The organism is Pseudomonas sp. FSL R10-0056 (assembly GCF_009600105.1).
Classification (GTDB): domain Bacteria; phylum Pseudomonadota; class Gammaproteobacteria; order Pseudomonadales; family Pseudomonadaceae; genus Aquipseudomonas; species Aquipseudomonas bubulae.
Window position 1 is genome coordinate 1 of sequence record NZ_WIWL01000089.1, and the last position, 26,357, is coordinate 26,357.

27 protein-coding genes are annotated in these 26,357 nt (G+C 56.3%); 18 read left to right on the forward strand and 9 right to left on the reverse strand.

Features of this window, described 5'->3' with window-relative positions; translation table 11 throughout:
• The 6 genes from GHO42_RS04275 to GHO42_RS04300 form a co-directional block, all read left to right on the forward strand.
• Positions 1-741, forward strand: a 741-nt coding sequence (locus GHO42_RS04275; RefSeq protein WP_256671105.1) for an ATP-binding protein, incomplete at its 5' end; no start/stop codon positions are given.
• A 129-nt stretch (positions 742-870) separates the two neighbouring features.
• A complete protein-coding gene (locus GHO42_RS04280) occupies positions 871-3,105 on the forward strand; it encodes a TonB-dependent siderophore receptor (RefSeq protein ID WP_133145018.1) in 2,235 nt (744 codons plus the stop codon).
• 123 nt (positions 3,106-3,228) lie between these two features.
• A complete protein-coding gene (locus GHO42_RS04285; RefSeq protein ID WP_095002875.1) occupies positions 3,229-3,516 on the forward strand; it encodes a DUF3649 domain-containing protein in 288 nt (95 codons plus the stop codon).
• On the forward strand, positions 3,513-5,120 hold the full coding sequence (locus GHO42_RS04290) for a PepSY domain-containing protein (RefSeq protein ID WP_095023721.1): 1,608 nt from the start codon (positions 3,513-3,515) through the stop codon (positions 5,118-5,120). The genes GHO42_RS04285 and GHO42_RS04290 overlap by 4 nt, the downstream gene beginning before the upstream one ends.
• Before the next feature lies 1 nt (position 5,121).
• Positions 5,122-5,445: a DUF3325 domain-containing protein gene (locus GHO42_RS04295; RefSeq protein ID WP_095020736.1), complete on the forward strand. Its 324-nt coding sequence runs from the start codon at positions 5,122-5,124 to the stop codon at positions 5,443-5,445.
• 88 nt (positions 5,446-5,533) lie between these two features.
• The gene (locus GHO42_RS04300) at positions 5,534-6,118 is read left to right on the forward strand and encodes a hypothetical protein (protein WP_095039021.1); all 585 of its coding nucleotides are present in this window, start codon (positions 5,534-5,536) and stop codon (positions 6,116-6,118) included.
• A 264-nt stretch (positions 6,119-6,382) separates the two neighbouring features.
• Here GHO42_RS04300 and GHO42_RS04305 read toward each other — a convergent pair whose 3' ends face one another.
• Positions 6,383-7,597 carry an aldose 1-epimerase family protein gene (locus tag GHO42_RS04305; RefSeq protein WP_095020737.1) on the reverse strand — a complete coding sequence of 405 codons (1,215 nt, stop codon included), beginning with the start codon at positions 7,595-7,597 and terminating at the stop codon, positions 6,383-6,385.
• 463 nt (positions 7,598-8,060) lie between these two features.
• Between GHO42_RS04305 and GHO42_RS04310 the strand changes: the two genes are divergently transcribed.
• Positions 8,061-8,387, forward strand: a complete 327-nt coding sequence (locus tag GHO42_RS04310; RefSeq protein ID WP_095002880.1) for a hypothetical protein — start codon at positions 8,061-8,063, stop codon at positions 8,385-8,387.
• 380 nt (positions 8,388-8,767) lie between these two features.
• Here the strand turns inward: GHO42_RS04310 and GHO42_RS04315 are convergent, their stop codons facing one another.
• Positions 8,768-9,676, reverse strand: coding sequence for a LysR family transcriptional regulator (locus GHO42_RS04315; RefSeq protein ID WP_095018615.1), 909 nt, complete (start codon positions 9,674-9,676; stop codon positions 8,768-8,770).
• A gap of 154 nt (positions 9,677-9,830) precedes the next feature.
• Here GHO42_RS04315 and GHO42_RS04320 point away from each other — a divergent pair, with 154 nt between their 5' ends.
• The 5 genes from GHO42_RS04320 to GHO42_RS04340 all read left to right on the forward strand — a co-directional run bounded on the left by GHO42_RS04320 (position 9,831) and on the right by GHO42_RS04340 (position 14,410).
• Entirely contained in the window at positions 9,831-10,601 is a 771-nt protein-coding gene (locus GHO42_RS04320; protein WP_153326971.1) for an SDR family NAD(P)-dependent oxidoreductase, read from the forward strand.
• 23 nt (positions 10,602-10,624) lie between these two features.
• On the forward strand, positions 10,625-11,965 hold the full coding sequence (locus tag GHO42_RS04325; protein ID WP_218575987.1) for an MFS transporter: 1,341 nt from the start codon (positions 10,625-10,627) through the stop codon (positions 11,963-11,965).
• Positions 11,966-12,036: 71 nt separating this feature from the next.
• A complete protein-coding gene (locus GHO42_RS04330) occupies positions 12,037-12,909 on the forward strand; it encodes an NAD(P)-dependent oxidoreductase (RefSeq protein WP_153326974.1) in 873 nt (290 codons plus the stop codon).
• Between the two features lie 172 nt (positions 12,910-13,081).
• Positions 13,082-13,939: a fumarylacetoacetate hydrolase family protein gene (locus GHO42_RS04335; protein ID WP_153326976.1), complete on the forward strand. Its 858-nt coding sequence runs from the start codon at positions 13,082-13,084 to the stop codon at positions 13,937-13,939.
• A 117-nt stretch (positions 13,940-14,056) separates the two neighbouring features.
• On the forward strand, positions 14,057-14,410 hold the full coding sequence (locus GHO42_RS04340) for a hypothetical protein (protein WP_095002886.1): 354 nt from the start codon (positions 14,057-14,059) through the stop codon (positions 14,408-14,410).
• A gap of 253 nt (positions 14,411-14,663) precedes the next feature.
• Here the strand turns inward: GHO42_RS04340 and GHO42_RS04345 are convergent, their stop codons facing one another.
• From GHO42_RS04345 to GHO42_RS04360, 4 genes are all read right to left on the reverse strand, one after another.
• Positions 14,664-15,887, reverse strand: a complete 1,224-nt coding sequence (locus GHO42_RS04345; protein ID WP_138738281.1) for an amidohydrolase family protein — start codon at positions 15,885-15,887, stop codon at positions 14,664-14,666.
• A 201-nt stretch (positions 15,888-16,088) separates the two neighbouring features.
• On the reverse strand, positions 16,089-16,343 hold the full coding sequence (locus tag GHO42_RS04350; RefSeq protein WP_095002888.1) for a DUF2790 domain-containing protein: 255 nt from the start codon (positions 16,341-16,343) through the stop codon (positions 16,089-16,091).
• 109 nt (positions 16,344-16,452) lie between these two features.
• On the reverse strand, positions 16,453-16,923 hold the full coding sequence (gene cynS, locus GHO42_RS04355) for a cyanase (protein ID WP_095002889.1): 471 nt from the start codon (positions 16,921-16,923) through the stop codon (positions 16,453-16,455).
• A gap of 29 nt (positions 16,924-16,952) precedes the next feature.
• Positions 16,953-17,612: a carbonic anhydrase gene (locus tag GHO42_RS04360; protein ID WP_095002890.1), complete on the reverse strand. Its 660-nt coding sequence runs from the start codon at positions 17,610-17,612 to the stop codon at positions 16,953-16,955.
• A 110-nt stretch (positions 17,613-17,722) separates the two neighbouring features.
• Between GHO42_RS04360 and cynR the strand changes: the two genes are divergently transcribed.
• Genes cynR through GHO42_RS04375 form a run of 3 tightly spaced genes read left to right on the forward strand, consistent with a single transcriptional unit; the run spans position 17,723 to position 19,577 of the window.
• Entirely contained in the window at positions 17,723-18,613 is an 891-nt protein-coding gene (gene cynR, locus GHO42_RS04365; protein ID WP_095020744.1) for a transcriptional regulator CynR, read from the forward strand.
• Between the two features lie 23 nt (positions 18,614-18,636).
• The gene (locus GHO42_RS04370; RefSeq protein ID WP_153326978.1) at positions 18,637-18,948 is read left to right on the forward strand and encodes a hypothetical protein; all 312 of its coding nucleotides are present in this window, start codon (positions 18,637-18,639) and stop codon (positions 18,946-18,948) included.
• Positions 18,949-18,953: 5 nt separating this feature from the next.
• Entirely contained in the window at positions 18,954-19,577 is a 624-nt protein-coding gene (locus GHO42_RS04375) for a flagellar biosynthesis protein (RefSeq protein WP_138738350.1), read from the forward strand.
• Positions 19,578-19,946: 369 nt separating this feature from the next.
• Here GHO42_RS04375 and GHO42_RS04380 read toward each other — a convergent pair whose 3' ends face one another.
• Complete coding sequence (locus GHO42_RS04380) at positions 19,947-21,302, reverse strand: dicarboxylate/amino acid:cation symporter (protein WP_095002892.1); 1,356 nt, start codon at positions 21,300-21,302, stop codon at positions 19,947-19,949.
• 106 nt (positions 21,303-21,408) lie between these two features.
• Positions 21,409-22,464, reverse strand: a complete 1,056-nt coding sequence (locus GHO42_RS04385) for a tartrate dehydrogenase (RefSeq protein ID WP_095032066.1) — start codon at positions 22,462-22,464, stop codon at positions 21,409-21,411.
• A gap of 136 nt (positions 22,465-22,600) precedes the next feature.
• Between GHO42_RS04385 and GHO42_RS04390 the strand changes: the two genes are divergently transcribed.
• The 3 genes from GHO42_RS04390 (at position 22,601) to GHO42_RS04395 (ending at position 26,052) form a co-directional block, all read left to right on the forward strand.
• Entirely contained in the window at positions 22,601-23,512 is a 912-nt protein-coding gene (locus tag GHO42_RS04390; protein ID WP_095002894.1) for a LysR family transcriptional regulator, read from the forward strand.
• A gap of 355 nt (positions 23,513-23,867) precedes the next feature.
• On the forward strand, positions 23,868-23,990 hold the full coding sequence (locus GHO42_RS25980; protein ID WP_256670549.1) for a hypothetical protein: 123 nt from the start codon (positions 23,868-23,870) through the stop codon (positions 23,988-23,990).
• Positions 23,991-24,627: 637 nt separating this feature from the next.
• Entirely contained in the window at positions 24,628-26,052 is a 1,425-nt protein-coding gene (locus GHO42_RS04395) for a site-specific integrase (RefSeq protein WP_095025353.1), read from the forward strand.
• A gap of 10 nt (positions 26,053-26,062) precedes the next feature.
• On the opposite strand, the gene GHO42_RS04400 is transcribed toward GHO42_RS04395, so the two are convergent.
• A complete protein-coding gene (locus tag GHO42_RS04400; protein ID WP_370688619.1) occupies positions 26,063-26,299 on the reverse strand; it encodes a hypothetical protein in 237 nt (78 codons plus the stop codon).
• Between the last annotated feature and the right edge of the window lie 58 nt (positions 26,300-26,357).

Here is a 26,357-nt window from a genome sequence, read left to right on the forward strand (position 1 = left end):
GGGCCGCAGGTGGCTCGGCGGCGCGACGAGCTGGGCGACCTGGGGCGAACCTTCGATCACATGGCCGAGCGCCTGGAAAACACCCTGGCGCTGCAGCGTAGGCTGATGCGTGACTTGTCCCATGAGTTGCGTACGCCGTTGAGCCGACTGCGCGTGACCGGTGAACGTGAACCGGACATGGATGCCATGCGCCAGCGCCTCGAACGTGAGGTACAGAGCATGGACCGATTGATCGGCGATACGCTGGAGCTGGTGTGGCTGGACACCGAGCGCCCCGCCCTGGCGCTGGAGCCGGTGGAGCTGGACCAGCTATGGGAGGTGTTAAGTGGCGACGCCAGCTTCGAGAGCGGTTGGCCGATCGAGCGTCTGCGCTGTGATTTGCCTCCTGACTGTCGCGTCATGGGTAACCTGAACAGCCTGGCGCAGGCGCTGGAAAACATCTTGCGCAACGCCATCCGCCATTCACCGCAACACGGCGCAGTCACATTCACCGGTGTCAGCAAGGGCGCCTATTGGTACGTGTGGATCGAAGACCAGGGGCCCGGCGTCGCTCCCGACAAGCTCGAACAGATTTTTCAGCCCTTCACCCGACTCAACGCCGCACGCCCCGGCGGCAGTGGCTTCGGCCTCGGTTTGTCGATTGCGCGCAGCGTCGTGCAATTGCAGGGCGGCGAAATCTGGGCAGAAAACACTGACAGTGGATTGCGCATAAATCTGAAATTACAAATGTATAAAATGTAAATAAGATTTACTCACGTTTGCGAATCACTTCTATTAGCGCCGCCCATGGAGATTCAGCTTAACCGAGCCCCCTGCTGACAGGATGCTCAGACACTCCATTGGGCTCATCCACTAACAGGAGTGTTGTCGATGTACCCGCGATTCAAGCTCAATCATCTTGTCCTCGCCTTGATGGCCTGCTCGCCCGGCGCTGCGCTGGCCGAAACCGAACTGCTGGCGGCGCCGGCGTCAGACAATGTCTTGCAACTCGATGATACCCATGTTGTGGCCACTGCCGCGCAAGAGCTCAAGCAAGCCCCCGGGGCATCGATCATCACGGCCGAAGACATCAAGAAACGCCCGCCCGTCAATGACCTGTCCGATATCATCCGCAAGATGCCGGGGGTCAACCTGAGCGGCAACAGCGCCAGCGGTACACGCGGCAATAACCGCCAGATCGACCTGCGCGGCATGGGCCCGGAGAACACCCTGATCCTGATCGACGGCAAGCCCGTGACCTCACGCAACGCCGTGCGTTACACCCGTTCCGGCGAGCGCGATACCCGTGGCGACAGCAACTGGGTGCCGGCTGACGAAGTCGAGAGCATCGAGGTGCTGCGAGGCCCGGCGGCCGCTCGGTACGGCTCCGGCTCGATGGGCGGCGTGGTGAACATCATCACCAAGCGCCCGACACAGGAACTCAGCGGTTCGCTCTCGGCGTACACCAACCTGCCCGAGGACGATGCCGAAGGCATGACCAAACGCACCACGTTCAGCCTCTCCGGCGCGCTGAGCGAAGCGCTGGCATTTCGTGTCTACGGCAACCTGAACAAGACTGACGCCGACGACTCCGATATCAACCTCGCGCACACCGACACCGCCTCCGGTTCTGCATTGGCTGCCGGCCGCGAAGGGGTCCGCAATAAAGACATCAACGCGTTATTGAGCTGGGCGCTGGACGATCAGCAGACCCTCGATTTCGAGACCGGTTTTAGCCGGCAAGGCAATATTTACACCGGGGATGTCGGCACCGGGGGAACAGACTCGCAGACGCCCGGCAGCACGATCAACCAATGGCTGGGGCGTGAAACCAACACCATGTACCGGCAGAATTTTTCCGTTACCCATCGGGGTGACTGGGCGTTCGGGACATCACGGGTGTTGGCGCAATACGAGAAAACCCGCAACAACCGATTGCAAGAAGGCCAGACCGGTGCGGTCGATGGTGACATCAGCGCCAACGCAGACAAGAGTACCAGTACCTATGACAGCTACTTGCTCCAGGGCGAACTGAACATTCCCCTGCAAGTGCTGCTGCCACAAACCTTGACCCTCGGCGCGGAATGGAATCGCCAGGAGCTGGACGACCCGAGCACCTTCGACCGGGCCGTCGGCACCACATTGCCCAACTCGGCGTTGGGTGCACGCTCGTCCTATATGGACGCGACGATCATGGCCTTGTTCATGGAAGACAATATCGAGTTGAGCCCCAAATGGTTCCTGACGCCCGGGCTGCGCCTGGACCATCATGATCAATTCGGCGCCAACTGGAGCCCGAGCCTGAACAGTTCCTACATGTTGACCGACGACATCACGTTGAAGGGCGGTATTGCCCGCGCCTTCAAGGCGCCGAATTTGTACCAGTTGAACCCCAACTACCTGTATCGCAGTAACGGCAACGGGTGTGCACCCACACTGCTCAGCACGGGTTGCTATGTGTTGGGCAATAAAAACCTCGAGCCCGAGATCAGCATTAACAAAGAGCTGGGCATCAGCTTTGCCCGGGATGGATGGACCGCCGGGATCACCTACTTCCGTAATGATTACGACAACAAAATCGTGGCTTCGAACGATTTGGTCGACAAGACCCTGGCCAACGAGGCCATCCTGCAATGGGATAACGCCAAGGATGCCGTGGTCAAGGGATGGGAAGGAAACGTCGGCATTCCATTGCTCGGTGAGAATGGCAATACGCTGAGCTGGAACACCAACTTCACCTATATGCAGTCCAACAAGGACGGCGACGGCAACCCGTTGTCGGTGGTGCCCAAGTACACGGTAAACACCATGCTCGACTGGCAGGCTACGCAGGCACTTACCCTGAGCCTGACCGGGACCTATTACGGCAAGCAAGAGCCGCGGGTATTCAACCCGACACGTGATGTTGCCGTCATCGCCACAAACGAGCTGCAAACCCTTGACCCTTACCATATCTGGGGTATTGGCGGGACCTACCAGGTAAACAAGAACCTGTCGCTCGGTGCCGGCATCAACAACCTGTTCGACAAGCGCGTGTACCGCGAGGGCTCGGGCACCACAGCCGGGGCCAGCACTTACAACGAGCCGGGGCGCGCGTTCTACGCGTCGATCAGCACCTCGTTCTGATCCCGGCGCTCACAGGCGCACTTGATCACCCACCCAACGCTCAGCCGCTGACCAGGCTGGGCGTTGGCGTACAGCTTGATAAAAATACTCCGGTATCGTGCCGGGAACTGATGAGCATGCCAGATGAAAACACCCCCCCATTACGGCCCGACAGTGTCGCGTATCCTTGCGGCGCTGTGCGGCGGCTACCTGTTCACTTACGCCTTCACTGCGGCACTTGCGCGCTTGCTGCCGATGAATAAAGTCGATGCGCTGGTGACGGCCAGCCTGGTGTCATTTGCGGTCTACAGCCTGGCGATTCTTTGGGCATTTGCCTGCCGCAGTGCCCGCCGCGCATGGGCCGGGCTAAGCCTGGCTGTGCCCTTGGCGGCGATCGGTTTCTGGCCGCAGTGGATGGAGATACCGGGATGAAAAGCAAAACCATCACCCAGTCCCTTGCCTGGCTGCACACGTGGGGCGGGCTGATTTTCGGCTGGATCCTGTTTGCAATCTTCCTCACCGGCACCCTCGCAGTGTTTGATAAGGAAATTGATAGCTGGATGCGGCCGGAAATACCGGCCCACACGCTCACGTCAAGCGAAGCCGCACAACGCGCACTCGACTATCTGCACGCGCAGCAACCGAACGCCAGCACCTGGAACATCGGCCTGCCCACCGAGCGATCACCAGGGCTGACCGTCTCCAGCGGTGAACAACGGCGTGGCGGTGGCGTGAACCTGGATCCGGAAAGCGGCGCCCCGCTTGACGTCCGCAAGACAGCGGGTGGCGGGTTCTTTTTTCGCTTCCATTTCACCCTCGACCTGCCGCGCAATATCGGCATCTGGGTGGTTGGCCTGGCCGCCATGGGCATGCTCGTCGCACTTGTCAGCGGCATCGTCATTCACAAAAAATTCTTCAAGGATTTTTTCACCTTCCGCCCGGCCAAGGGCCAACGTTCCTGGCTGGACGCGCATAACGCCACCGGTGTGCTGGTACTGCCTTTCCATCTGATGATTACCTACACCGGCCTGGTGATTTTTTACCTGACCTACATGCCCGCGGCGATGGACGCACTGTTCGATGGCGATCGTGTCGCGGCCAGTGGAGCGCTACGCGGGGCGCCTGCTGAACAGCGTGCAGAACACAATCACGCACCCGGCAAGCAAGACATCGCCACTGCGGGTGCACGCCGTGAGGGACAGAGGCCAGGGCGTGGCGAGCCTCTTCACCCCGTCTCTCAGCCTGCACCGCTGACCGCCATAGGACCTTTACTGGCCGAAGCCGAGCGAAGCATGGGGCCGGTTTCCGGACTGTCGATTAAAAATCCCGGTCGCAGTGATGCTCGTATTGAAGCGCGCCCCTTGCTGGGTAATCGTATCGAGCTGACCAAGGGCGCCAGCATGGTGTTCGACGGCGTTACGGGCAAAGTCTTGCGGCAACCGCCGCAGAGCCGAGCGAGCCTGCTGACCCAGAAAGTCATGTCCGGCTTGCACTTCGCCCAGTTCGGCGGTTATCCCATGCGCTGGTTGTACTTTGTCTGCGGCCTGGCCAGTTGCGCCATGCTGGCCACCGGTGTGGTGCTGTTTACCGTCAAACGGCGCCGTCGTCACGATAGCGAAGGGGTGATCGGTGCGATGCTGTATCACGCTGCCGAACGCATCAACGTAGCGGTCGTGGCCGGGCTGGTGCTGGCATCTATCGCACTGCTTTGGGCCAACCGGTTGCTGCCGTTGCAATGGGCCGGGCGTGATCAATGGGAAGTGCGGGTTTTCTTTCTGGTGTGGCTCGCCAGCCTGGGCCATGCCATCGTCAGGCCCAGACTCGCTGCCTGGCGCGAACAGTTGGGCCTCGCGGCCTTGATGTGTTTGAACTTGCCCCTGCTGAATCTGATTGTTGTCAATCGAGGGGACGGGCTCTACCTGGAACTCACCCTCGTAGTGATAGGTGCGCTGCTGGCCTGGGCAGCCTGGCAGACAGGACAACCGGCCAGACAAGCAGTACCGCGTAAATCCTCTAACACCCTGGAGCAGCATTGAAATGAACCTTGCCTTGATCGCGGGTATGTTGCTGGCCTGTAGCGGCATGTTGGGTTTGTGCCTGGGGCTGGAGCGGTATTACAAACAGCTCAGGCAACCCACGCCCGCCCCTGTCGTCCTGCGAACATTACGCTGCACCGGCTGGATTGCCCTGTTGGCCAGCTTGGCCTGTTGTATTCAAGCCTGGGATGGGCCCATGGGTGCCGTGGCCTGGCTCGGCAACCTCTCCCTCGCGGCACTCACGGTAGCGTTCCTGCTGCCTTACGCGTCTCGGCTGCGCAGAGTGCCTGAGCCAGAGAGGGCTGAGGTCAGGCAAACAACCTGAGAGACGCTTGGGTGGGGGTTGCCTTCAAGGCCGGGACGACTCAGATTACGCAACAGGATGTAACTTCTGACTTTCCAAGGTGGAATAGATGTTGAACAAAGCCCTGAAACGCAACGCACTCCTCGCCCTGCTCTCTGCCGTTTTGCCCTCTGTGGTCATGGCTGCCACCCCTGAAATGCCCAAGGGTATGACGGTCAAAGAGCTCATGCCCAGCAAGCCGTTCCCAACGACGTACCCCGGGTTTGAAGGCCAGAAAAGCAAGTTTCCGGCGCAACTTGAAGGTAGCGGCGAGTTCGAGGTGACGCGTGTGACCAGCGTTTGCGCTGACCCGGACAACCCGATCAACTTCGCGATGGAGGCCGAGAGTTTTATCCGAATGGGTAACAAGCCGGTGGCCGATGTACTGGAAAAACGCAACATTGATTGGGAAATGTGTGACGCCTCGGTGGTAGGCCAGAAACTCAAGGTGGTTCGCTTGCAGCTGTTGGGCATGGGCTGCGGCTTTCCCTTTGTGGGCCAGCAAAAAATCCCTGTCGACCAGATCAGCCAGCATGCCTGCTTTTACGTGCCCGTGGTTGAGTTCAACGGCAAGGAGCAATTGATGGCCAGCGATGCGCTGAAAGGTTTCGAGGGGTTTGCGGTAGAGCGTTTGAGTGCTTACCTGAACCCGTAAATGCCTGTACGCCACAGGCTTGATGCCTCGCTACCCCTTACCTGCGCCGAGTGCCTGGCGTCCTGAAAAGGGGACAGCCTCAACGCGCTGGCCTCTGCCTGCGCGTTGCTCCATCAGCATCAGCCCCCCGCCCAACAGCAGCAAACCGGCGGCGAAGAAGATGTAAATCCCGTACACACCGGTGGACCTTGAACAAACCGAGGAATAAGGTGCGAACATTTGGCCGAGGCTGCGTCACATCGGCCGACGGTGCTCTAGCCGGTGCTATCCCTTGGTCAGATCAACCAATGGCGTTTGCCGTACCTCAGTTTCCCGCCCACCCTGAATGTCGCTCACTCGCTTCAAAGCCTTATCAACAGCCACCTTATCCGCCAATAAGCTATAGCTAATGTGGAACTGCTTGTGTTCCTTCGGCCCAATTGTTGGTACCAAATTCAGTGGCCGCTGATAACGGCGGTTGTAGGAAAAACTTGTCCCCGGTTCCAAGCCGGTAACATAGCCCTGGCCTTGGGTATCGGTGTTTTTCCACAGGGAAAACACCGGCAGTGTCTGAGTATTGAAGCCGACTGAAACGCCCAGGCTGCCAGCCTTGTTATGCAACACGGTCAACGTATCGCCCTTGGCATCGCCATACGGCACCACGTTGTAAACCGTTTCGTCGTAGTCCTTGGTCGGTGCACGGTAGGTTTGCCAGTCGGGCAGATCGTCCTTGGCCTTGTCGTTGAACGGCGACACCTGTTTCACCGGTGCGGCGAAACGAGCGCCCTGCTCCAGGAACGGGGTGCTGAAGTTACTGTGATAGAGCGCCTGGTATTCCTTTGGATAGTCGCCGTTGTTGGTTAGGGTGTCGTTGAGGGAGAACACTACGCTGCCGGGCTCGGTGACCAATTCGGTAGCGACGGAAAAGTCGACTTTTTTGAACGCCTGCTCTTTCAGTTCGCCGCGCAGGGTGATGGCATACGGCGGTTTTTCATCGATATGCAGGGTGACTTTACTTGCAGGAATGTTAGCGGCCCGACCATGCAGGGTCAGCAGTTCGCCGTTGTCGACTCCTGGGTGGCCGACCCATTCGTATCCACAGCGGGTGACCAGCTCATTGAAACCTTCCAGCCAGCCCAGACCACCACGACCATTAAGCTCGATAAAGGACGGGTTGATCACTTCCTTGACCGGCGAATCCCAGCCCATGCGCACATTACCTACCGAGGCCTGCAAGACGTTCATTCCGCGAGTAGGCACTACCGAGAGTTTCATCGTACCGTTATCGATGTCCACAATGCTGACGCCCTCCTGCCGGCCACCGTGCAAGGTGCGCAAGGTGATGCTGAAGGGTTTATCGGTTTTTACGCCGAGTTGCTGGCTGTTGATCTGCCAGTTCCGGGCGCCATGGTCGGTGTCGAGCAGAACATAGTCCCAGGCCATGGCGTGGGAGGCTGCGGTCAGTGTAGTGAGGGCAACAAAGAGTTTGAGCGGGGTCATGGCAGCAGCCTTTCTTGGAATTGTGCCTTTTTATAGACTTGATGAAACGTTTCATCAAGCTTTAAAACCGACATAAAGCCGCAAAATACCCAGAAAAATCGGGGGAACATCGAAAATTTTTTCGATGTCATCACGAGCACACTTGCTCCCAAATCAGATCGAATATGAGCGCCCGCAGGTGAGGCACTTATCGCAGTAACTCCTGCAAGATGAACTTCACCCACTGCGGATCGGAAGCGCCAATGATGCGCAGCCTGGCTGTTCCTGGCTCAATACCGATCTCGGAAACCGATTCTATTGACGGAACATGGTTAGCGATAAAACAGCATAAACAATCACACACACTATTCCACCCAGCCAAGCTAAAGAACAGTACTCCCCTCCCCACCTGAAGTGCTACTGTCTTTATAAGTCGAGCACGGCGCACGACTTGTAAATCGAACTTCTCACAAGGACAAGCAAAGTGACAAAATATTACTTCCTATTCACTTATTCAATTTCTCCGACAGGAGATACTGACACTGCAGCCAAAGCAGCTGACAAAGTCAGAAAAGGGATTGCCAATATAGAAAATTCTGACTGGAACAAACTCTCCACTGTTGAAACCACGTTCTCCGGCCGGCTGACACTGACAGCTGAAACGGTCTGTGAAAAAAGAGAGGAAGCAAGAGGCCTTGTCTGTCGTGAAGTGAAAGCCGTAGTCGACGCCTATAAAGCGTGCTGCGAGATACGTGCCGACATCTCTTTACTCGTCGACGGCCTCGGCCCGCGCATGGATATCGTCATTTAATTGCACGCTAGTCCTCAACCGGGTGCAATTGAAAAGTAACTTGCAGCACTTCCCCTGCCCCTATCAATCCAAGCCGGGCGAATTCAATATATATTACCAGTTCTTACCGGGATATACGTTTTTCGAAGGAAGAATACACTGCAATTCAAACATGGCAACCTGAACACTACCTGACAGTTTTACCTAAATACCCAAACTACAGTTCATAAATATCGCATCAATTTTCTCCATTCAAGATCGAGCCAGTAGTTTTGCACCCGAATACGATCTTCAGAGACGTAGTTACTTGTGCAAGTGATTTAAAAAACGGGTTTTGTCTGCAAGACTGAAGTAGCACGCAGCGGCTTGCTTACTCCTGATGCAGGCCCAACCCGTTTCGATCAGCGAACCAGGCCTGCGACGAAATCAAGAAGCGCGCGAGTCTTTGCGGGAACATGATGTCGCGACGGGTAGTATGCATAGAGCGGAAAACGCTGCTCCGACCAATCGGGAAACAGCTGAACAAGCTGCCTGGAAGAGGTATATTCTTCAATTCCCAACTCGAACAACTGCGCAATACCGAGCCCGGCCAAGCATGTGCTATAGACCGTACCCGGGTCGTTGACGGTCAACATGCCCTGCGGCTTGACTGTGACCTTCTTGCGGCGCTGATGAAACTCCCAGGCAAACGGGCGGCCGGTGACTGGCTCCCTGAACAGGATGCAGCGATGGTCCGAAGTCTCGAGTTCCATAGGGTCCTTTGGATGGCCGAAACGCTCAAGATAAGCCGGTGATGCCATGGCCAAAACTCGCGTATCGAGGAGTTTTCTCGCCACTAACGACGACGGCTGAGGATGGCCGAAGCGGATCGCGATGTCGAAACCATCCGCGATCAAATCACCCAGGTCTTCCTTGCTGCGCAGCTCCATTTCGAGCTCAGGGTGGCTATCCATGAACGCGCCCAATCGGGGACCGAGGATCAGTCTCGCAAATAGCGGGTCCACGTTGACGCGCAGCCGGCCACGAACCTTTTGCGCATCACTGGCGGCGCTGCCTGTCGCCTCGGCAAGCGCATCGATCAGAGGCATCACCTCTTCGTAGAAACTGCGCCCTTCGTCGGTCAGCCTCACTGATCGCGTCGTGCGCTCGAACACTCTGATGCCCAATCTTGTCTCCAGGCGGGCTATTGCCCTGCTCACGCCAGATTGAGACATATCCAGTACCTCAGCAGCCCCGCCAAAGCTGCGCGCATCAACGACAGCCGCCATAACGTCGACGCCTTCCAGCAACCGGGAACTTAATGCCCTCATTGATGACTCCCGCGCATGAATATTATGCGTTCCATGCTATCGCATTATAAGGCCCAAAATCCCAACATTGCTCCAACGCTGAGCCGGCTACCCCATGCCGACCCTACACCCCATTGAGGCCACCCCCGACGTGGCATTCACCGGAGCAATGACAATGACGCGCATCCTCGTTACCGGATCCTCCGACGGTCTGGGCCAAATGGCGGCACGCCTGCTCGTGGCCAACGGTCATCAGGTCGTGTTGCATGCCCGAAACCAAGCCCGGGCGGCCCATGCCATCGCTCAAGTTCCCGGCGCGCAGACGGCACTCGTCGGGGACCTTTCCAGCATCGCAGAAACCAAGGCGCTTGCTGCCAGCATCAATGAACTGGGCCCCTTCGATGCCATCATTCACAATGCCGCTGTCGGCTTCCAGGAGCGCGAGCGCATCGCCACAGTGGATGGCCTGCCCCATGTCTTTGCCGTGAACTCTCTGGCGCCCTACATTCTGACCGCCATGGTCAAGCGACCCAAGCGCCTGGTCTACATGAGCTCCAGGCTTCACTTGAAGGGTAATCCCTCTCTCAGCGACCTGACCTGGGAATCGCGACGCTGGTCCGGGATGCAGGCCTACTCGGATTCCAAGCTTCACGCGGTCCTGCTTGCTTTTGCCGCCGCGCGTCACTGGCCAGATGTGCTGTCCAACTGCGTCGAACCAGGTTGGGTTGCCACGAAGATGGGCGGCCCTGAGGCTACGGATGACCTTGACCTCGCGCCCCGCACCCAGGCGTGGCTCGCTGCAGGCACTGCAGCGCGCGTAACCGGCGACTACTTCTATCACCAGCGGTCGGCACAGGTTCACAGCGCTGCGTTTGACCCCGCGCTTCAAGAGCGATACCTGGCCGCTTGTGCGCAACTCTCAGGCATTGAGTTTCCCCCACGATAAGTTCGCATGGCCCATCAGTCGGCATGCCGGTCACCACAGTACACCGGGTGCACGCACGGCTTGGCCTTGAAAAACCTTACCTTTGCGACCTTTATTTTGAATTTCACAGAGATACGCCCATGCAATCGAAAGTCATAAGGCATCAGGCCGATACTACGTCGGCAAGTGCCCACGCGCCCGTAACGCCACACCCTCATGGGGTAACTGTATCCAGGGCACAGGCGGTAGCGGCTGTTCTTGCCCTGAGCCTCGGCTGCTTCTCCTTTGTCAGCACCGAGCTCATGCCCGTAGGCGTGCTGCCAGCGATGGCCGCTGGCCTGAATGTCTCGCTCGGCGCCGCAGGTTATCTGGTTACAATTTTTGCATTTATGGTCGCTCTGACCGCAGCGCCGCTGACTGGCCTGCTTGGATCGCTCAACCGCAAGACACTGATGGCCGGTCTGCTGGCGGTCTGCTGTATCGGCAATCTGATCACCTTCCTGGCGCCAAACTACTTCGTCGTTTTCCTTGGACGCATTCTGGTCGCAGGTGCAATCGGCGTGTTCTGGTCGACAGCAGTGGTCACCGCAGTGCACATGGTCTCTGCACGAAACGCAGTACGAGCTACATCGATTGTCTTTGGCGGTGTTTCGCTGGCGACGGTGCTGGGGATTCCGGCTGGCACAATGCTCGGTGAAATGTATGGATGGCGCTCCGTGTTTGCTGCGCTCTCGATACTCAGCCTGGTCGTCTTCACGCTGATCGCATGGTCAGTTCCGGCGGTCCGCATCTCGAAGGCTGCCAAGCGAGGGGCGATGTCAGCCGTGCTCAAAAGTGGCCCCTTGCTTGTGGTTTTCGGGATCACCGCCCTTGTCGTCACCGGCAACTTTCTGGCTTACACCTACGTGTCTCCGTACCTTGAGCAGATTGCCGGCCAGAGCCCTGCACAGGTCAGCATGCTTCTGTTGGTCTATGGCGCGGCAGGTGTAATCACCAACTTCGCCGTGGGCCCGTTCGCGTCCAGGGCACCAAGAACCAGCCTGGGTCTGGTGACAGCACTCCTTGCCGCAAGCTTGTCATGCATGAACGCGGCAGCGGTCAGTCATGCCGCCATTTTCGCTGTGCTTGCTGCGTGGGGCGCTGCATATGGCGCACTTCCGGTGCTGCTGCAGACCCTGGTGTTCAAGGAGGCCTCCAGGATTCCAGGCGGAGCCGACGCAGCCACCTCCATCAATGTATCTGTATTCAATGCAGCCATCGGCCTGGGCTCGCTGCTGGGCGGACTGCTGATCAATCTTGCCGGACCGCAACCCATTGCGTACCTGTCCGCCTGCTTCGCCATTGCAGGCTTGGCGGTGATCCTGGTGAGTCGCCAATCTTCATAGTCGCGCAACCTCTGACAACCACCGAGTCCTGTCAGCCCCTCCCCCTTACACGTTGAAATGGAACAAAGCATATGAGCAGAATCACAGTCCTGGGCCTCGGCGCCATGGGGTCGCGCATGGCCTCACAATTGCTTGCTGCAGGTCATACAGTCACTGTCTGGAATCGAACCCCCGATGCAGCAGAAGCGCTTGTCAAGCAAGGGGCCTTCCACGCGCGCACGCCAAGAGAAGCCAGCGCAGGTGCGGAGTTCGTCATTGCAATGTTGCGTGACAATGATGCGTCTCGCCATGTCTGGCTGGATCGCGAGATCGGCGCCCTCTCTGGTATGCCAGCGGGAGCAATCGCCATCGAGAGTTCGACACTCACTTCTGGCTGGATCCAGGAGCTCGGCACCCACATGCAGCATGCCCGGGTGGCGCTGCTGGAAGCGCCGGTATCGGGATCCCGTGCTCAGGCCGATGCGAGGCAACTGGCCTATCTGGCAGGCGGAGAGGAAGAAGTCCTGGAGCGCTGTCTGCCTCTGCTACGCGTCATGGGCTCTTCAGTCCATCACGTCGGCGGCCTGGGTCATGGCGCTTTGGCGAAACTTGCCACCAACGCCATGCTGGGAATACAGGTGACGGGCCTGGCAGAGGTCATCGGGTTATTGGAGCGAAACGGAGCCGATGCATCGCGAGTGCTGGCAGCCATGGCAGGCACCTCCGTCTGGCCACCGGTTGCTGCCTATCTTTCAGGGAGCATGATGACGGAGAACTTCGCCCCGCAGTTCCCCGTGGCGTTGATTGAAAAGGACTTCGGCTACACGCTCGAGGAAGCAGGATCAGCAGAGAACGCCCCCACAATTGCCGCAGCACATAACGTTTTCCAGCGCGCAGCAGCGCGCGGAATGGGCGACCGGAACATGACAAGCGTAGTGCGATTGTTCACCGAAAAGCGTGATTGATCCCGCGAACCTACTGGGTCCTTTTGGCATGCAAACCGAGATGCCCCTCCCCCGCACTTTGCGTGCAATGAAGCATGACTGACAGTGGCTGCGGGGGTGTATCCCGCAACCAGCCTGGTGCCTGGCGCGCTCGGTTCCTGTGCATATTCTGATACTGCAACTGGAGACAACAATGAAGCTCTTTCGCTATGTTAAGCATGATGGCGTGTATCCGGGCATGGTCGATTCATCGGGTCAGCTGCGGGACATATCAGCCCATCTGGATGACGTCTCGCGCGCGTGCTTGTCCGATACGGAACTTACCCGGCTTTGTGAGCTTGACGAACACCGGCTTCCGCTTATTTCGACCCCGGTTCGCTACCTGCCACCGATAAGCGATATCGGCAAGTTCATCGCAATTGGTTTGAACTACCTGGACCACGCCGAAGAGGCCGGTCTTGCGATCCCGTCCGAACCGTTGGTGTTCTTCAAACCGGTCAGCTGCATCAGCGGGGCCGATGACCCCATCGTACAACCTCCCCACTCAAGGCAATTGGACTGGGAGGTTGAGCTGGGGGTCGTCATCGGAAAGCGCGCCCGTTACGTTCCGGTTGCCCAGGCACTTGAACATGTGGCGGGCTACTGCGTGGCCAATGATGTTTCCGATCGTGGATTCCAGTTTCAGAGCTCGCAATGGGACAAAGGCAAGAGCTCCGACTCCTTTGGGCCGCTGGGTCCCTGGCTCGTGACCCGTGATGAGGTCCCGGATCCGCAGAGCCTGCCAATGTGGCTGGAAGTCAACGGCCAACGGCGACAGGAAGGAAACACCCAGACCATGATCTTCAGCGTTGCAGAGATCATTTCCTACTGCAGTCACTACATGACCCTCGATGTTGGGGATGTGATCATCACCGGCACCCCGCCTGGCGTGTCGATGGGAATGAAGCCACATCCGGAATGGCTGGAACCGGGGGATGAAGTGGTGCTGTCGATCTGCGGCCTTGGTGTGCAACGACACGTTGTGATGCGATACGAGGCAGAGCAGGCGTAAATCTTGCCTGCTCCGAACCTGAGGCTGCATAACGCAGCCTGACACGCAGCTAAGCCAAGTGCCAAACCCTGTCTACACTGATGCTCATACCACGTGAGCTCGCAGGGAGCGCAAAGCATGGGAGCAATCGCCAGCTGGACTTTTTTGTTGGTTGTGGTTGTAGTTGTGGGTGTGCTTAGCTTTTTTATGTTGCGAGCGGGTGTTCAAAACGACCGGCGTATCAGAGAAGAACTCTACCTAACCTTCGAAAGCACAATGCAACAACACGGGGTCCGGACTTACGAAATCCTGAAAGAGAGCATTTGGATTAGAAACGGCATGCGCCTATCAGAGCTGCACCGAATTGTATTGGCCGACACCGGGCACTACTTTCTTTATTTCCAGGCAACCGGTACGCCGCCCTATTTTGCCCCCTTAACAGAGAAGCGCGCGATGCAAGCTTCAGCAGGCAAGATCGGGATTCAGGCATGACCGCATAAAAGCCATGCCTTTGCCATTGGCGGGCAATGGATGCATCCACGACTTCTCGCCCAGCTGAAACAGAGCAAGCGACGACATATTGCCGACCTTCCCGCTTGAAATAGTGGCACGAGGCCTGAATCTCTAGGCGATAAATCCGCAGCCGTTACACCCGTCCACACGCGATTGTCGTCGATCATCAAAAGACGACAGATTGACTGAGTGTCACATGGGTATCCGTTACTGATCCGGCAGGCGGGGACGATCAGAAGGCTATCGAACGGTTGTAATTTGATGTCGCCACTATTTTCCCGCGCTTCAACACCATAAGACGAGCCGGCAAGTCGAGGATAACCCCGGCGACCGACTGGGTATCCACCAGCACCAGGTCTGCATTTTTGCCGGCTTCCAGCCCATAGTTATCCAGCCCCAGGGCTTTTGCAGGATTAGTTGTGAGCATTCCCAATACTGTGGCCTGATCATCGGCCCCACCCAGGTGGCATGCAGGCATTGCCAATTGCGCAATATTCAGCAGATCGCCTGTCCCATACGGGGTAAAAGCGTTGCGTATATTGTTCGTGGCCAAACAGACATTTACACCACCGTCTCGCAACGCACGAACGGGCGTGAGTGAGCGGCGGACGTTATGGCTGTCGCCTCGAGCACCGAGATGCAAGTCGGTGGCTGGCAGGCACATTACGCTGATTCCAGCATCACGGATCAGGCTGATAATACCCACTCGCTGTTCCGCTGCTACGGCTCCAAGGCTCGTAAGATGACCTACGCAGACGCGGCCTTCATACCCTTCCTTGATGGTCTTGCGCGCGAGGTATTCAATGGTCATGTTCTCTGCCGTATCGGCAAAATCCTGATGGAAATCGATATCTTTTCCAAACTGTTTAGCCAGGCTGAAAACATAATCAATATGTTCGAAGGGTGAACGATCGTTATAGGGAATACCGCCGACGACATCGGCACCTTTTTCCATCGCCGCAACCATCATGTGCTTCATTCCCGGTAGTTTGAAAATGCCTTCCTGTGGGAAGGCAACTACCTGAATGTCGATCATGTCGCGAAACTTCTTGCGTAGCTCCAGGACAACATCAAACCCTGTGAAACCTTGTGAGGGGTCAAATTCGGCATGTGCGCGTACATGGGTAGTACCGGCCTGCACAAGTGAGCGTAATACCTGCGTTGAACGCTCGAGAATATCCTCCCGGGTCAACATCGGTTTAAGCTCAGCTGTAACGGCAATCGCCTCCTTGAGGGTTCCGGTGCGATTGACCTTACGGTGCATGACATAGGCTTTTTCCAGATGCAGATGCCCCTCGACAAAAGCCGGCATCAATACATTTCCATTTCCCTGGACTTCCTGCCGTGCCCGCACTGTAATTCCCGGGGAAATAATGGCAACTTTCCCATTGTGTACGGCGACGTCGGTTAAAGGCTTTCCATCGGCAATGCGTACATTGCGAAATATCAGATCCATAAACCTCACTCCTCAATTCAGACAACTTCCGTTTCTCGAGCATCGACCTCTGGAGGTCATGCTGCGCCTGCTTCATGACTGCCAGCACATTGCCCATGAGCACGCGCGACAGAGCTGCAAAGGAACGCAACAGTGTCCAGAATCAGCAGGAAAAAATTAAAAGACGTATTAAATATTTGCGATATGGATGGGAAGCACACACTAACCGTTAGAACAACCATTCCCCATTACGCGGTATTCGAGAATATGCCTATGCCCCTTGGAGTCTTCATACATCATACGCGCAGGCACCACTTCACAGACATTTGGCACTTCACCCATCGAAATGACTTTTGCGATATCAAGGTCTTGTGAATAACTGTACTGCTCTACCTGAATGTCGTTATCTGCTAGAGGCTGCCCAGCCAAAGCCACAGTGCACAAGCTACTGAGCCCTGCCAACAATAAAATTTTCATGTTCAAACACCTGGGGGTATCGCGTGACGCAAATACCCTTCAATACTTACAGGGTCAATGTAGCGCTTCATGACTCGGCGTCGTATTACGACGCCGAGACACTCAACTATCAGAAAGGCTTGGTGGGCAGGTATTTACCATCCAGGGTAATGACTGCGCGCGACCCACCCTCTGGATCTTCGACTTTTTTAATATCCAGTTTGAAGTTGATAGCACTGATAATGCCGTCACCGAACTTCTCATGGACCAACGCCTTAAGCGTGGTGCCGTAGACCTGCAGCATCTCGTAAAAGCGGTAGATAGTGGGGTCGGTCGGTATACCGTTGTCGATGCTGCCGCGCATCGGGATGGTTTGCAGCAGCGCCACGCCATCAACATCGAGGCCGAGCTTTTCGCCCACTACTGTGGCCGCTGCTTTGGGCAAGGGATGCTGACCGAGCAGCGCGGCAGTGACGAACGCCTCGCTGAGCCCTGTGCCATCGGTGATCTGGGCAAATGACAAGTCTTTCCGGGCTTTAGCCAGCAAAATGACTTCGGTCAGGGCCAGACGCGAACCTGGATTGATTTGGGACTGGATCATGGTGTTATCTCCTGGGGTAATAAACGAGTTCAAGCAGATTGCTTCTGTTGATAGGGAGCGGCACGTGCGCCCGGGTTGTCCACAAGGGGCGCAAACTTGCCGGTGCTACTGTCGAAAGCATCCATACGGCCGCTCTCGATGTCATAGACCCAGCCATGCAGTGCTACGCGTCCCTCTTCGAGGGCCAGGCGTACCGATGGATGCGTCCGGATATTGGCCAACTGGGCGATCACGTTTTCTCGAACCATCGCCTCAACACTGCTGTGTGGGTCCTTATGTTTGCGCGCTTCATTCACCACTCGAGCGGAGTCGGCGTAGCGTAACCAGCCTGCCACTGCGGGCATGTGATCCAGGCACTTGCAGGTGGCAATGGCAGTCATTGCGCCGCAATCAGAGTGCCCGCAGATAACGATGTCGGAGACTTGCAAGGCAGCAACGGCATACTCGACCGAGGCCGACACACCGCCAGGCTCAGGGCCGTAGGGCGGCACGATGTTGCCGGCGTTGCGAATGACAAACAGGTCGCCGGGCTCTCGCTGCGTAACCAGTTCCGGAACCAATCGGCTGTCAGAGCAGGAGATAAACAGCGCCCGTGGGCTTTGCTGATTAGCCAGATTCTTGAACAGGCCGGCGCGTTCCGGAAAAGCGTTAAGTTGAAACTTTAGAAAACCATCGATGATGTCTTTCATGGTGACTCCTCTTGGTCGCGATGCGTTGGAGCAGAGATTACGGAGCTCGTGACATAAGGTAAAAGTCTCATTTATGATGGAGCACATCAGATAATCTTATGGCTATGAGCATGCTGGCACGTCACATCAAATACTTTCTCGCTGTGGCGCAACACCACAGCTTCACGAAAGCAGCTGCTGCGCTGCATGTTTCGCAGCCCGCGCTGTCACAGCAAGTCAGGCAACTTGAGGAAAGTCTTTCTGCCCAGTTATTTGACCGATCGGGACGTACGACGCGGCTGACTGACGCCGGCGAAGTGTATTTACGCTATGCACGCCGGGCATCGCAGGAACTGGAGGAAGGAAAACGTGCAATCCATGACGTGGGCGATTTGAGTCGCGGGGCACTCAGGGTTGCATTGACACCGACGTTCACCACATATCTGGTCGGACCACTGGTCGAAGCTTTCCACAGCCGATATCCGAATATCACCTTGAACCTGCGTGAGATCGCTCAAGAACAGATGGAGGAGCTTCTGCTCGCCGATGAGCTGGACGTGGGTATCGCTTTCGAGGACGGGCACTCTCAGGACATAGAGACCCAGCCGCTTCTGATAGAAGCCCTCGCGCTGGTGGTTGGGGAAAGACACCCGTTGGCTGGACAGAGTGCTATTGACCTGGACGCTCTGAGTGCCGAATCACTGATCCTGCTCAGCGAAGAGTTTGCCACTCGCGAGCAGATCGACCGCTACTGTCGCCAGCACAACATTACCCCGCGGGTGAAAATGGAGGCCAATGTTATCGGTGCAGTCATCGAAGTGGTGCGCAGGACCACACTGTCGACCCTGTTACCGGCCACCGTCGCACTTGCACATCAGGGGCTGTTTGCCATTGAGCTAAGCCCTCAGCGACTGCACCGTACCGCCGTATTGATGCAGCGCAAAGGGGCCTACCAGACTTCAGCCGCACGTGCCTTTATCGAACTGGCCACAGACATTGCGGCCCAACTCGAGAAAAGATAAGGGCATCTGATAGGTGCCCGGAGTTGATACGCCCGCGCAGCACGTTCACGACTTTAAGTCGGGTCAGCTCCGAGGCGTGGTCAAAAAATCTTCAATGGACTGCAGCAGATGACCGCGACGGTCTTGCTGATCATCATTTCCTCAAGACAAAAAAACCGCGAAATGCGGGTTCAGGGATTACGAGCAAAAGGCTAGGGCCAGAGCCGATTGCTTTCGTGCTGCTTGCTCTCTCAACCGCGCAAGTCAGCCAGGCGGTTGAGCTGCACATTGTCTTCTACACTCTTTTTCGCCAGCTTTTGGACAAGCCTATGAAGGCCAAATATAAAAGGGAGTAAGGATGATGGTTCGAAAAATTTTGGCCGTTGCGGCATTGGTACTGTTAGCCGGTTGCGCCACCAACAGGGCAGAAGTGGATGTTTTACGGCCGGGTGATACTCAGACACCGGCCCCCAGCAATGGCAAAAAGGTTTATATCAGCGCCGTTGATGATCGAGTTTTTCAAATCAAACCTTCCAGCTCCGACATACCTTCACTGAAGTACGACGAGATCGACGATAAGTCGATTACCGAGCGGGCCATCGCGCGTAAGCGCAATAACTTCAATATGGCGATCGGCGACGTGCTGCTGCCTGAAGGGCGCACAGTTTCAGAGCTGGTGGGTAATGCCGTAGCCACTGCCTACCGGCAGGCCGGATACGAGGTGGTCAGTAGCCCCGATGCCCGTGATGTCAGTGAAGTAAAAGTGAACATCATCGAATTCTGGTCATGGTATTCGGCTGAGGGGGTACTCGATAAGGTGCTACGCAACAAGTCGCTGTTGCAGATAAAAGCCCCTGGTACACCTGTACAGACCGTAAAAACGCTGGTCAGTGAGAACGTGAAAGTGGCCACAGATACTGACTGGAAAACCATCACCGAATCCGGACTCGAAGCCATCACCCAGGAAACCCTGAAGCAGCTCTAAGGGGCTCCTGCAGAACACAGTGCAGTGGCCGTCTACTTCAAGTACCAGCCCCCTGGTTGGTCATCGATTGATTCGGTCACTCAATATTTGTGGTTAGCCGTGTTGCCACGAGTGGCGATACATGACCAAGAACCACCAGACAGACCACGCCGATGTGATCTGGTCGGATATGGTTCCGGCCCTGAATATCAGTGAAATCAATAGGGTCGGGACGGAGTGATTCGAACACTCGAACCCTAGCACCCCATTCAAGCTGGACTCACTCAGCGCCAGTTAATACGGGACTCCAGCAACAGGCGCTCGCTGCATAGGTATTCGTGCGCCTGGGCCGCACGAATACCCTTACCCGAGCACTTCAGCAACACACATTTATACCTGGGAGGCACTTGCAAGGCTGGGCTGCAAGGCATTACCCATCACTGGACCAGAGGGATGAGCAGCCTCTTCGTGTACGAACTCTGGTTCAGGCTCCCCTCTTTCACCATTCAACGCCTTGTGCATTTTAACGGTATCCAGCGCCCCGACCCACTTGGCAATTGCCATGGTTCCGACACCATTGCCAATCGTGTTGGTGATCGCACGTGCTTCTGACATAAAGCGGTCAACTCCCAGCAGCAGCACCATTCCCGCAACCGGGATGGTCCCCAAAGAAGACAAGGTGGCGGCCAGGATAATAAACCCTGAGCCGGTAACACCTGCCGACCCCTTGGAGGTGAACATCAAAACTGCCAGAACGATCAGTTGGTCAGTGAGGGTAAGCGGCGTGTTGGTTGCCTGGGCGATAAAAATCGCAGCGATGGTGTAATAAATCGCCTGACCGTCCGGATTGAAGGTCAAGCCGGACGGAATGATCATCCCGGCGACAGGCTTGGAAACTCCGGCCTTTTCCATTTTTGAAATCATTTGCGGCAACACCGACTCCGAAGAACTGGTGCCCAGTACGGTGAACAACTCCTCCTTGATAAATTTAAGGAATTTCCACAGGCTGAAACCGCTGTACCGGCATATGGGCCCCAGGACAAAGATCACGAACACCGCGCAGGTCAAGTACACGCAGGCCATCAACTTGCCGAGGGAGAACAGCGAGCCGAAACCGTATTTGCCGATTGTGAATGCAATGGCCCCAAACGCACCGACAGGCGCCAGGCGCATAACCATATTGACGATGCGGAACATGCCCTGCATCAAGCTATCCAGTGCATCGACAAAGATTTTCCCGCGCGGGCCGACTTGGGCCAGGGCGACACCCAGAAGGACGGAAAACAGCAAGATCTGCAGCACATTACCCTTGGCAAAGGCATCCACAATGGTATCGGGGATGATATTCATGGCGAAGTCCATGAATGAGTCATGCTTCACCGCCGAGGTATACGTGGTGAGACTCGACGTATCGAGGCTTGCGACATCAATATTCATGCCCGCACCGGGCTTGAATACATCGACCACCACCAGGCCGACCACGAGCGCCAGGGTCGACACAACCTCGAAATAAATCAAGGCACGAAAGCCTACCCGCCCAAGCTCCTTCATGTTTTCCATGCGTGCGATACCCGTGACGACAGTCAGGAAGATCACCGGCGCGAGGAGCATTTTGATCAGTTTGATAAACGCATCGCCCAAGGGTTTGAGTGCAGCCCCGGTTTCAGGAACCAGCACACCGACGATAGCGCCAAGAACGACCGCAATAAGTACTTGTATATAAAGTTTGCCGAATATTCTTTTCATGACAGGGCCCTGATTTTTATTGTTGTCAGGAAATGCCAAGGAGTCAGACCCAATAATCTGCCCCTTGACGTAGTGCCGCAGTACTACTTTGAATCGCTGGGACGCTTCAACGGTTGATCAACGCAATGACTGCATCCGTGATCTGCCGTGTAGTGGCCGTACCGCCCAAATCAGGAGTATGCAAACCGCTTTCAGTCACAGCCTCGATGGCGGACATCAGTTGTTTTGCCGCGGCGGTCTCACCCAGGTGTTCCAGCATCATCACTGCCGTCCAGAAAGTCGCAATCGGGTTCGCCACACCTTTACCGGTGATATCGAATGCAGAGCCGTGGATAGGTTCGAACATCGAAGGGAATTTGCGCGACGGGTTCAGGTTGGCAGTCGGCGCAATGCCAAGACTGCCGGATAGCGCCGCCGCCAGATCGGACAGAATGTCGGCGTGCAGGTTAGTAGCGACAATCACGTCCAGTGTGGAGGGTTTGAGCACCATGCGCGTAGTGACGGCATCGACCAGTTCTTTATCAATTTTAACGTCTGGAAAATCCTTCGCGACTTCATAGAAAATCTCATCCCACAGCACCATGCCGTGTCGCTGGGCATTGGACTTGGTGACCATGGTCAGGTGCTTGCGTGGGCGGCTTTGCGCCAGTTCGAAAGCAAAACGGTGGATGCGCTCGACTCCAACACGGGTAAAGACCGACACTTCCGTGGCGACCTCTTCCGGCAGGCCACGGTGAACGCGACCTCCATTGCCGGAGTACTCACCTTCGGAGTTTTCCCGCACCACTACCCAGTCAATCTGGTCACCATTGACCAGTGGGCTCTTTACCCCAGGCAACACACGAGCCGGACGCACGTTGGCGTACTGATCGAAGCCCTGGCAGATCGGCAAACGCAGGCCCCACAGGGAAATATGATCCGCGACGTCAAGCGCACCCACGGCGCCAAAGAAAATCGCATCGAAGGTTTTTAGCTCTTCCAGCCCGCCTTCAGGAATGTAGTAACCATGCTTCAGGTAGTTATCCGAGTTCCAGTCGAAGTGTTTGAAATCCAGTTCGAAACTGGATTTTTTCGACAGGGCCTGCAGCACCTCGACACCAGCGGCAATGACTTCGATACCAATACCATCACCTGGAACCGCTGCAATTTTGTATGTGCTCATGATCAACTCCGCGCTCAAAACGTTCTTGTTTTGCCTGTCGAACGGTCTGTTCAATCAGGGTGTGAACGGAGTATATGTAGTGAATTAATAAGTGTGAGTTACTCAGAATCACTACATAAATAACTTTGAGTTACCAATGAGCCCAACCCTGGATCTGTCATTTTTTTATCTTCTGGCCAACAAAGGCAGCCTGGCTGCCACGGCCAGAGAGCTCGGCATCACACCGCCAGCAGTGAGCAAGCGCCTTACTGCCCTTGAGGCTCGATTGGGGGCACGCCTGGTGAATCGCACCACACGTTCAATGAGCCTGACCTCAGAAGGTGAACTGCTTTTTTCCCACGCGGCCCGGATCCTGACGCAGATCGATGAGGTCGAGCAGTTGATCAACAGCAGTCAGGCTGAGCCAAAAGGCTTGATTCGCGTCAACGCATCGCTGGGCTTCGGACGCCGTTACATCGGTCCTGCCCTTGGCGCATTTTTCAAGAAACACCCGCAGGTGGAAGTACAACTGGAGATCAGCGACCACCCGCTCGACCTGACGACCCATGGGTTTGACCTTGGCATTCGTTTCGGCACACTGGCGGATGCAGCTTTTCATGCGCGAAAGATCGCTTCCAACCGCCGATTGCTATGCGCCTCACCGTTGTACCTGGAAAAATACGGTGCTCCGCAACGTCTGAGCGATTTGCAGCAGCACAACTGCATCTTCCTGCGGCAGAACGAAACGCCTTACGGGGTGTGGAGCTTTACCGACGGTGGCCGTACGCAAAACATCAAGGTACGCGGCGCCTTGGGCTGCAACGACGGTGAGGTAGCCCTGAACTGGGCGCTGGAGGGGCATGGGATTCTGCTGCGAGCTGAATGGGACATCGCCAGATATGTCCGTAGCGGCCGATTACGACTGGTACTCGAAGACCAGACACCGACCCGTGCCGATGTTTACGCGGTATACCCGCAGCAGTTACACCTGTCCACACGAGTGCGCAGCCTGATCGATTTCCTGGTTGAGCGTTTCAAGGACATCGATCATCTGGAGAGCGAGTTGTAGAGCCATTGCCCCCCTGTCTCCTCCCCCACCTGCTGCCTGCGCAACCAAGCCGCCAGGCTACCGCAGCAGGCACTGGCGACGAGTAAGTCGCACGCCCACCGGACTGATGAATAAACCTCATAAACCCTTGCCAATTTACCCATCCAGTGCTCATGCGCCATCTCGCATGCTGTCACCCAAACGCGAATATCGAGAGCCCGAAATGCACAAGCGCGCACTCGGCAACAGTTAACTCGAAGTATCAGCGCCGGGACTGGACTGCATGGGTTTAAGGCATGGCGGCGGCACGACGACGGACACACCACAAGCCATTACGCTTGTCCGCTCGGCGATGAGGCGATGAGGCGATGAGGCGATGAGCAACGATAAAGCGTCAGGATCTGCTGCTCGCCTGTTGATTGTGCTGGTTGGTATTGCGGTGGTGTTGGCCCAGGTGACCGCCTGGGTGGCCGTAGGGTATTGCGCAACAAGACGTTGAGAATCGAACGGGCAAAGATCATCTGGCAAACCCTAAGACGCTTTGCACAGGCTAACGCAGGCTTTGCAGATTACCTGTCAGCCAAGCAGCACGCAGGCTTATGTCCTAGGTCCTAGCCATTTCGATACCTACCACGTCCCTGTTGTGCCTGTCTCCCGTCCTGCTGTTACACCGCTGGGCATACCTTCCAACTGACCACCTTCTCGCGATCACCCGGCACGGGCTCTGCTTTGCAAAAGATGGCAGATAAACGACGAGGACTGCTGGTATGTGCTGGGCAGCAATGCTCGCCTGGGCACAAACTCAAACTTCAAGCCCTGATTGCCGCGAGCAATAACAGGCACAAGTTTCCTGCTGGTAGGGGTCCAAGTAGGGGCCTTTCTTAGGCATGAAAAAGCCCAACGGATTAGGTTGGGCCAAGTCATTGAAAAAGATGGTCGGGACGGAGTGATTCGAACACTCGACCCCTAGCACCCCATCGCGTTTTGAGCGATTCGTCGGGAAACGTCCTGACCCTAACCATCACGATCTATGCTTTAAAAACAGTGGCTTAGGTGATCATCTGACGTGCAGCACGTCCCATGCTTTCCCACCTAATCCCGGTATCTGGTGGGGGGTTTAGTGGGGGGTATTTTCAATGGTGAAAATCACGATCAAAGAGCTCGAAGCGCTCAGCAGCACCGACCATGGCAGGACGCTTCGAGAAGATGGCAATCTGATTGGCAAAGTCCTTATGCACAAGCAAGGGCTCTCCGTTCAGTTCCACTACCGCTTCAAGTGGGAGGGTAAATACAAGGACTTCGCCTGCGGTACATGGCCACGCACAAGGCTGCTGCACATTCGCGATGCTCGCGACTCGGCAAAACAGCAGTTGAAACAGGGCATCAACCCTTGCGCTCAGAAGCGAGCCGTGAAAATACAAGCGCACGCAAAGGTGGTTGAAGTTGTAGCCACCGAGAGTCTAGCTGACACGGACTGCCTGACCTTGGGCGAGCTGTTCGAGACCTGGCTACGTGATGGCGTGGCACGTAATAACGCCAATGCTGAATTGCGCCGCAGCTTCAGCAAAGATGTGTTACCGCCACTGGCTAACAAACCGTTGAATGATGTCACCGAGCACGACCTTAGAACCATTCTGCGCAAAGTCATTGCGCGCAATGCCCCCAGACGGGCGATCAGCCTCTTTGCCGATATCACCCAAATGTTGTCCTGGGCTGAAAAACGTCAGCCTTGGCGCGCACTGCTCATTGATGGCAACCCTGCCCACCTGATCGACATCGACCTGCTGCTGCCCGAAACGTACGAGGAGGAACGCAGCCGCATTCTGTCGCACGATGAATTACGCGAACTGCATCAGAAATGCACAGGCATGGCGGATGTTTACAGCGCGCTCCCGGCTGGGCAGAAGTACGGCGGTATACGTCCGCTCAAGAAGGAAACCGAACTAACGCTCTGGATCTGTCTGGGCACCTTGTGTCGGATAGGCGAACTGCTCGCCGCCGAGTGGCGCCATGTGAACCTAGACAGTGGCGAGTGGTTTATCCCGGCCAAGAACGTCAAAGGCCGGCGTGGCAAGAAGCAGGACCACCACATCTTCCTCTCGCCTTTTTCACTGCATTACTTTCAAGTGCTCTACTCGCTGACAGGGACTACCCCTTGGTGCTTTCCGGATAAAGACGGCACAGGCCCGGTCTTCTCGAAAACCGTCAGCAAGCAGGTGGGGGATCGCCAGGAAATGTTCAAGAAGCGCAAGCCGCTTTCCAGGCGCCGCCATGACAACAGCCTGGTTTTAGCCAAAGGTACCAATGGCGCGTGGACACCCCATGACCTGCGCCGCACCGGTGCGACGATGATGCAAGCCTTGGGCGTCAACCTGGATGTGATCGACCGTTGCCAGAACCACGTGCTGGCCGGGAGCCGAGTGCGTCGTCACTATTTGCATCATGACTATGCGCGTGAGAAGGCGGAAGCCTGGGCGCGTCTGGGCACCCAGCTGGAATCCATCATCTTTCCAAAGGGTATGGAGCATACGCAACAGGTGCCCGAACAAAAAATCTTGTGAAGAATTCAATTCAGTTGCGGGCCAATCCCAACGTCAACAGTTCCTTGCGTAACAGCGAACGCTCAAGCACAGCCATTCGAGCCTGCCAGTCGGTCAACAGCAATTGGCTCAACTTTTGTTGGCTGATCAAGGGCTCAGCCAGAAAAAAGTTTTTGCACTCGCGAATGCTGATGACGAGGAAAAACCAGTCCCCACCCTGCTCCGCCAGCCAGTTACCAATCGTTGAGCGAGCGGATTCGTTAACCAAACCCTCATTCGAAGCTCACACATCAGCGCTACCAAACTGTCAGCCCAACCCGATACTG

Excerpts from the sequence above, each read along its gene's own strand:
- GHO42_RS04340 (WP_095002886.1), top strand. The coding sequence starts at position 14,057 with ATGGGAGCAATCGCCAGCTGGACTTTTTTGTTGGTTGTGGTTGTAGTT.
- GHO42_RS25980 (WP_256670549.1), top strand. The coding sequence starts at position 23,868 with ATGAGCAACGATAAAGCGTCAGGATCTGCTGCTCGCCTGTTGATTGTG.
- GHO42_RS04350 (WP_095002888.1), bottom strand. The coding sequence starts at position 16,343 with ATGAAAATTTTATTGTTGGCAGGGCTCAGTAGCTTGTGCACTGTGGCT.
- GHO42_RS04325 (WP_218575987.1), top strand. The coding sequence starts at position 10,625 with ATGCCGGTCACCACAGTACACCGGGTGCACGCACGGCTTGGCCTTGAA.
- GHO42_RS04320 (WP_153326971.1), top strand. The coding sequence starts at position 9,831 with ATGACGCGCATCCTCGTTACCGGATCCTCCGACGGTCTGGGCCAAATG.
- GHO42_RS04380 (WP_095002892.1), bottom strand. The coding sequence starts at position 21,302 with ATGAAAAGAATATTCGGCAAACTTTATATACAAGTACTTATTGCGGTC.
- cynS (WP_095002889.1), bottom strand. The coding sequence starts at position 16,923 with ATGATCCAGTCCCAAATCAATCCAGGTTCGCGTCTGGCCCTGACCGAA.
- GHO42_RS04385 (WP_095032066.1), bottom strand. The coding sequence starts at position 22,464 with ATGAGCACATACAAAATTGCAGCGGTTCCAGGTGATGGTATTGGTATC.
- GHO42_RS04315 (WP_095018615.1), bottom strand. The coding sequence starts at position 9,676 with ATGAGGGCATTAAGTTCCCGGTTGCTGGAAGGCGTCGACGTTATGGCG.
- GHO42_RS04345 (WP_138738281.1), bottom strand. The coding sequence starts at position 15,887 with ATGGATCTGATATTTCGCAATGTACGCATTGCCGATGGAAAGCCTTTA.
- cynR (WP_095020744.1), top strand. The coding sequence starts at position 17,723 with ATGCTGGCACGTCACATCAAATACTTTCTCGCTGTGGCGCAACACCAC.
- GHO42_RS04290 (WP_095023721.1), top strand. The coding sequence starts at position 3,513 with ATGAAAAGCAAAACCATCACCCAGTCCCTTGCCTGGCTGCACACGTGG.
- GHO42_RS04375 (WP_138738350.1), top strand. The coding sequence starts at position 18,954 with ATGGTTCGAAAAATTTTGGCCGTTGCGGCATTGGTACTGTTAGCCGGT.
- GHO42_RS04390 (WP_095002894.1), top strand. The coding sequence starts at position 22,601 with ATGAGCCCAACCCTGGATCTGTCATTTTTTTATCTTCTGGCCAACAAA.
- GHO42_RS04295 (WP_095020736.1), top strand. The coding sequence starts at position 5,122 with ATGAACCTTGCCTTGATCGCGGGTATGTTGCTGGCCTGTAGCGGCATG.
- GHO42_RS04300 (WP_095039021.1), top strand. The coding sequence starts at position 5,534 with ATGTTGAACAAAGCCCTGAAACGCAACGCACTCCTCGCCCTGCTCTCT.
- GHO42_RS04280 (WP_133145018.1), top strand. The coding sequence starts at position 871 with ATGTACCCGCGATTCAAGCTCAATCATCTTGTCCTCGCCTTGATGGCC.
- GHO42_RS04285 (WP_095002875.1), top strand. The coding sequence starts at position 3,229 with ATGAAAACACCCCCCCATTACGGCCCGACAGTGTCGCGTATCCTTGCG.
- GHO42_RS04305 (WP_095020737.1), bottom strand. The coding sequence starts at position 7,597 with ATGACCCCGCTCAAACTCTTTGTTGCCCTCACTACACTGACCGCAGCC.
- GHO42_RS04360 (WP_095002890.1), bottom strand. The coding sequence starts at position 17,612 with ATGAAAGACATCATCGATGGTTTTCTAAAGTTTCAACTTAACGCTTTT.
- GHO42_RS04330 (WP_153326974.1), top strand. The coding sequence starts at position 12,037 with ATGAGCAGAATCACAGTCCTGGGCCTCGGCGCCATGGGGTCGCGCATG.
- GHO42_RS04395 (WP_095025353.1), top strand. The coding sequence starts at position 24,628 with ATGGTGAAAATCACGATCAAAGAGCTCGAAGCGCTCAGCAGCACCGAC.
- GHO42_RS04335 (WP_153326976.1), top strand. The coding sequence starts at position 13,082 with ATGAAGCTCTTTCGCTATGTTAAGCATGATGGCGTGTATCCGGGCATG.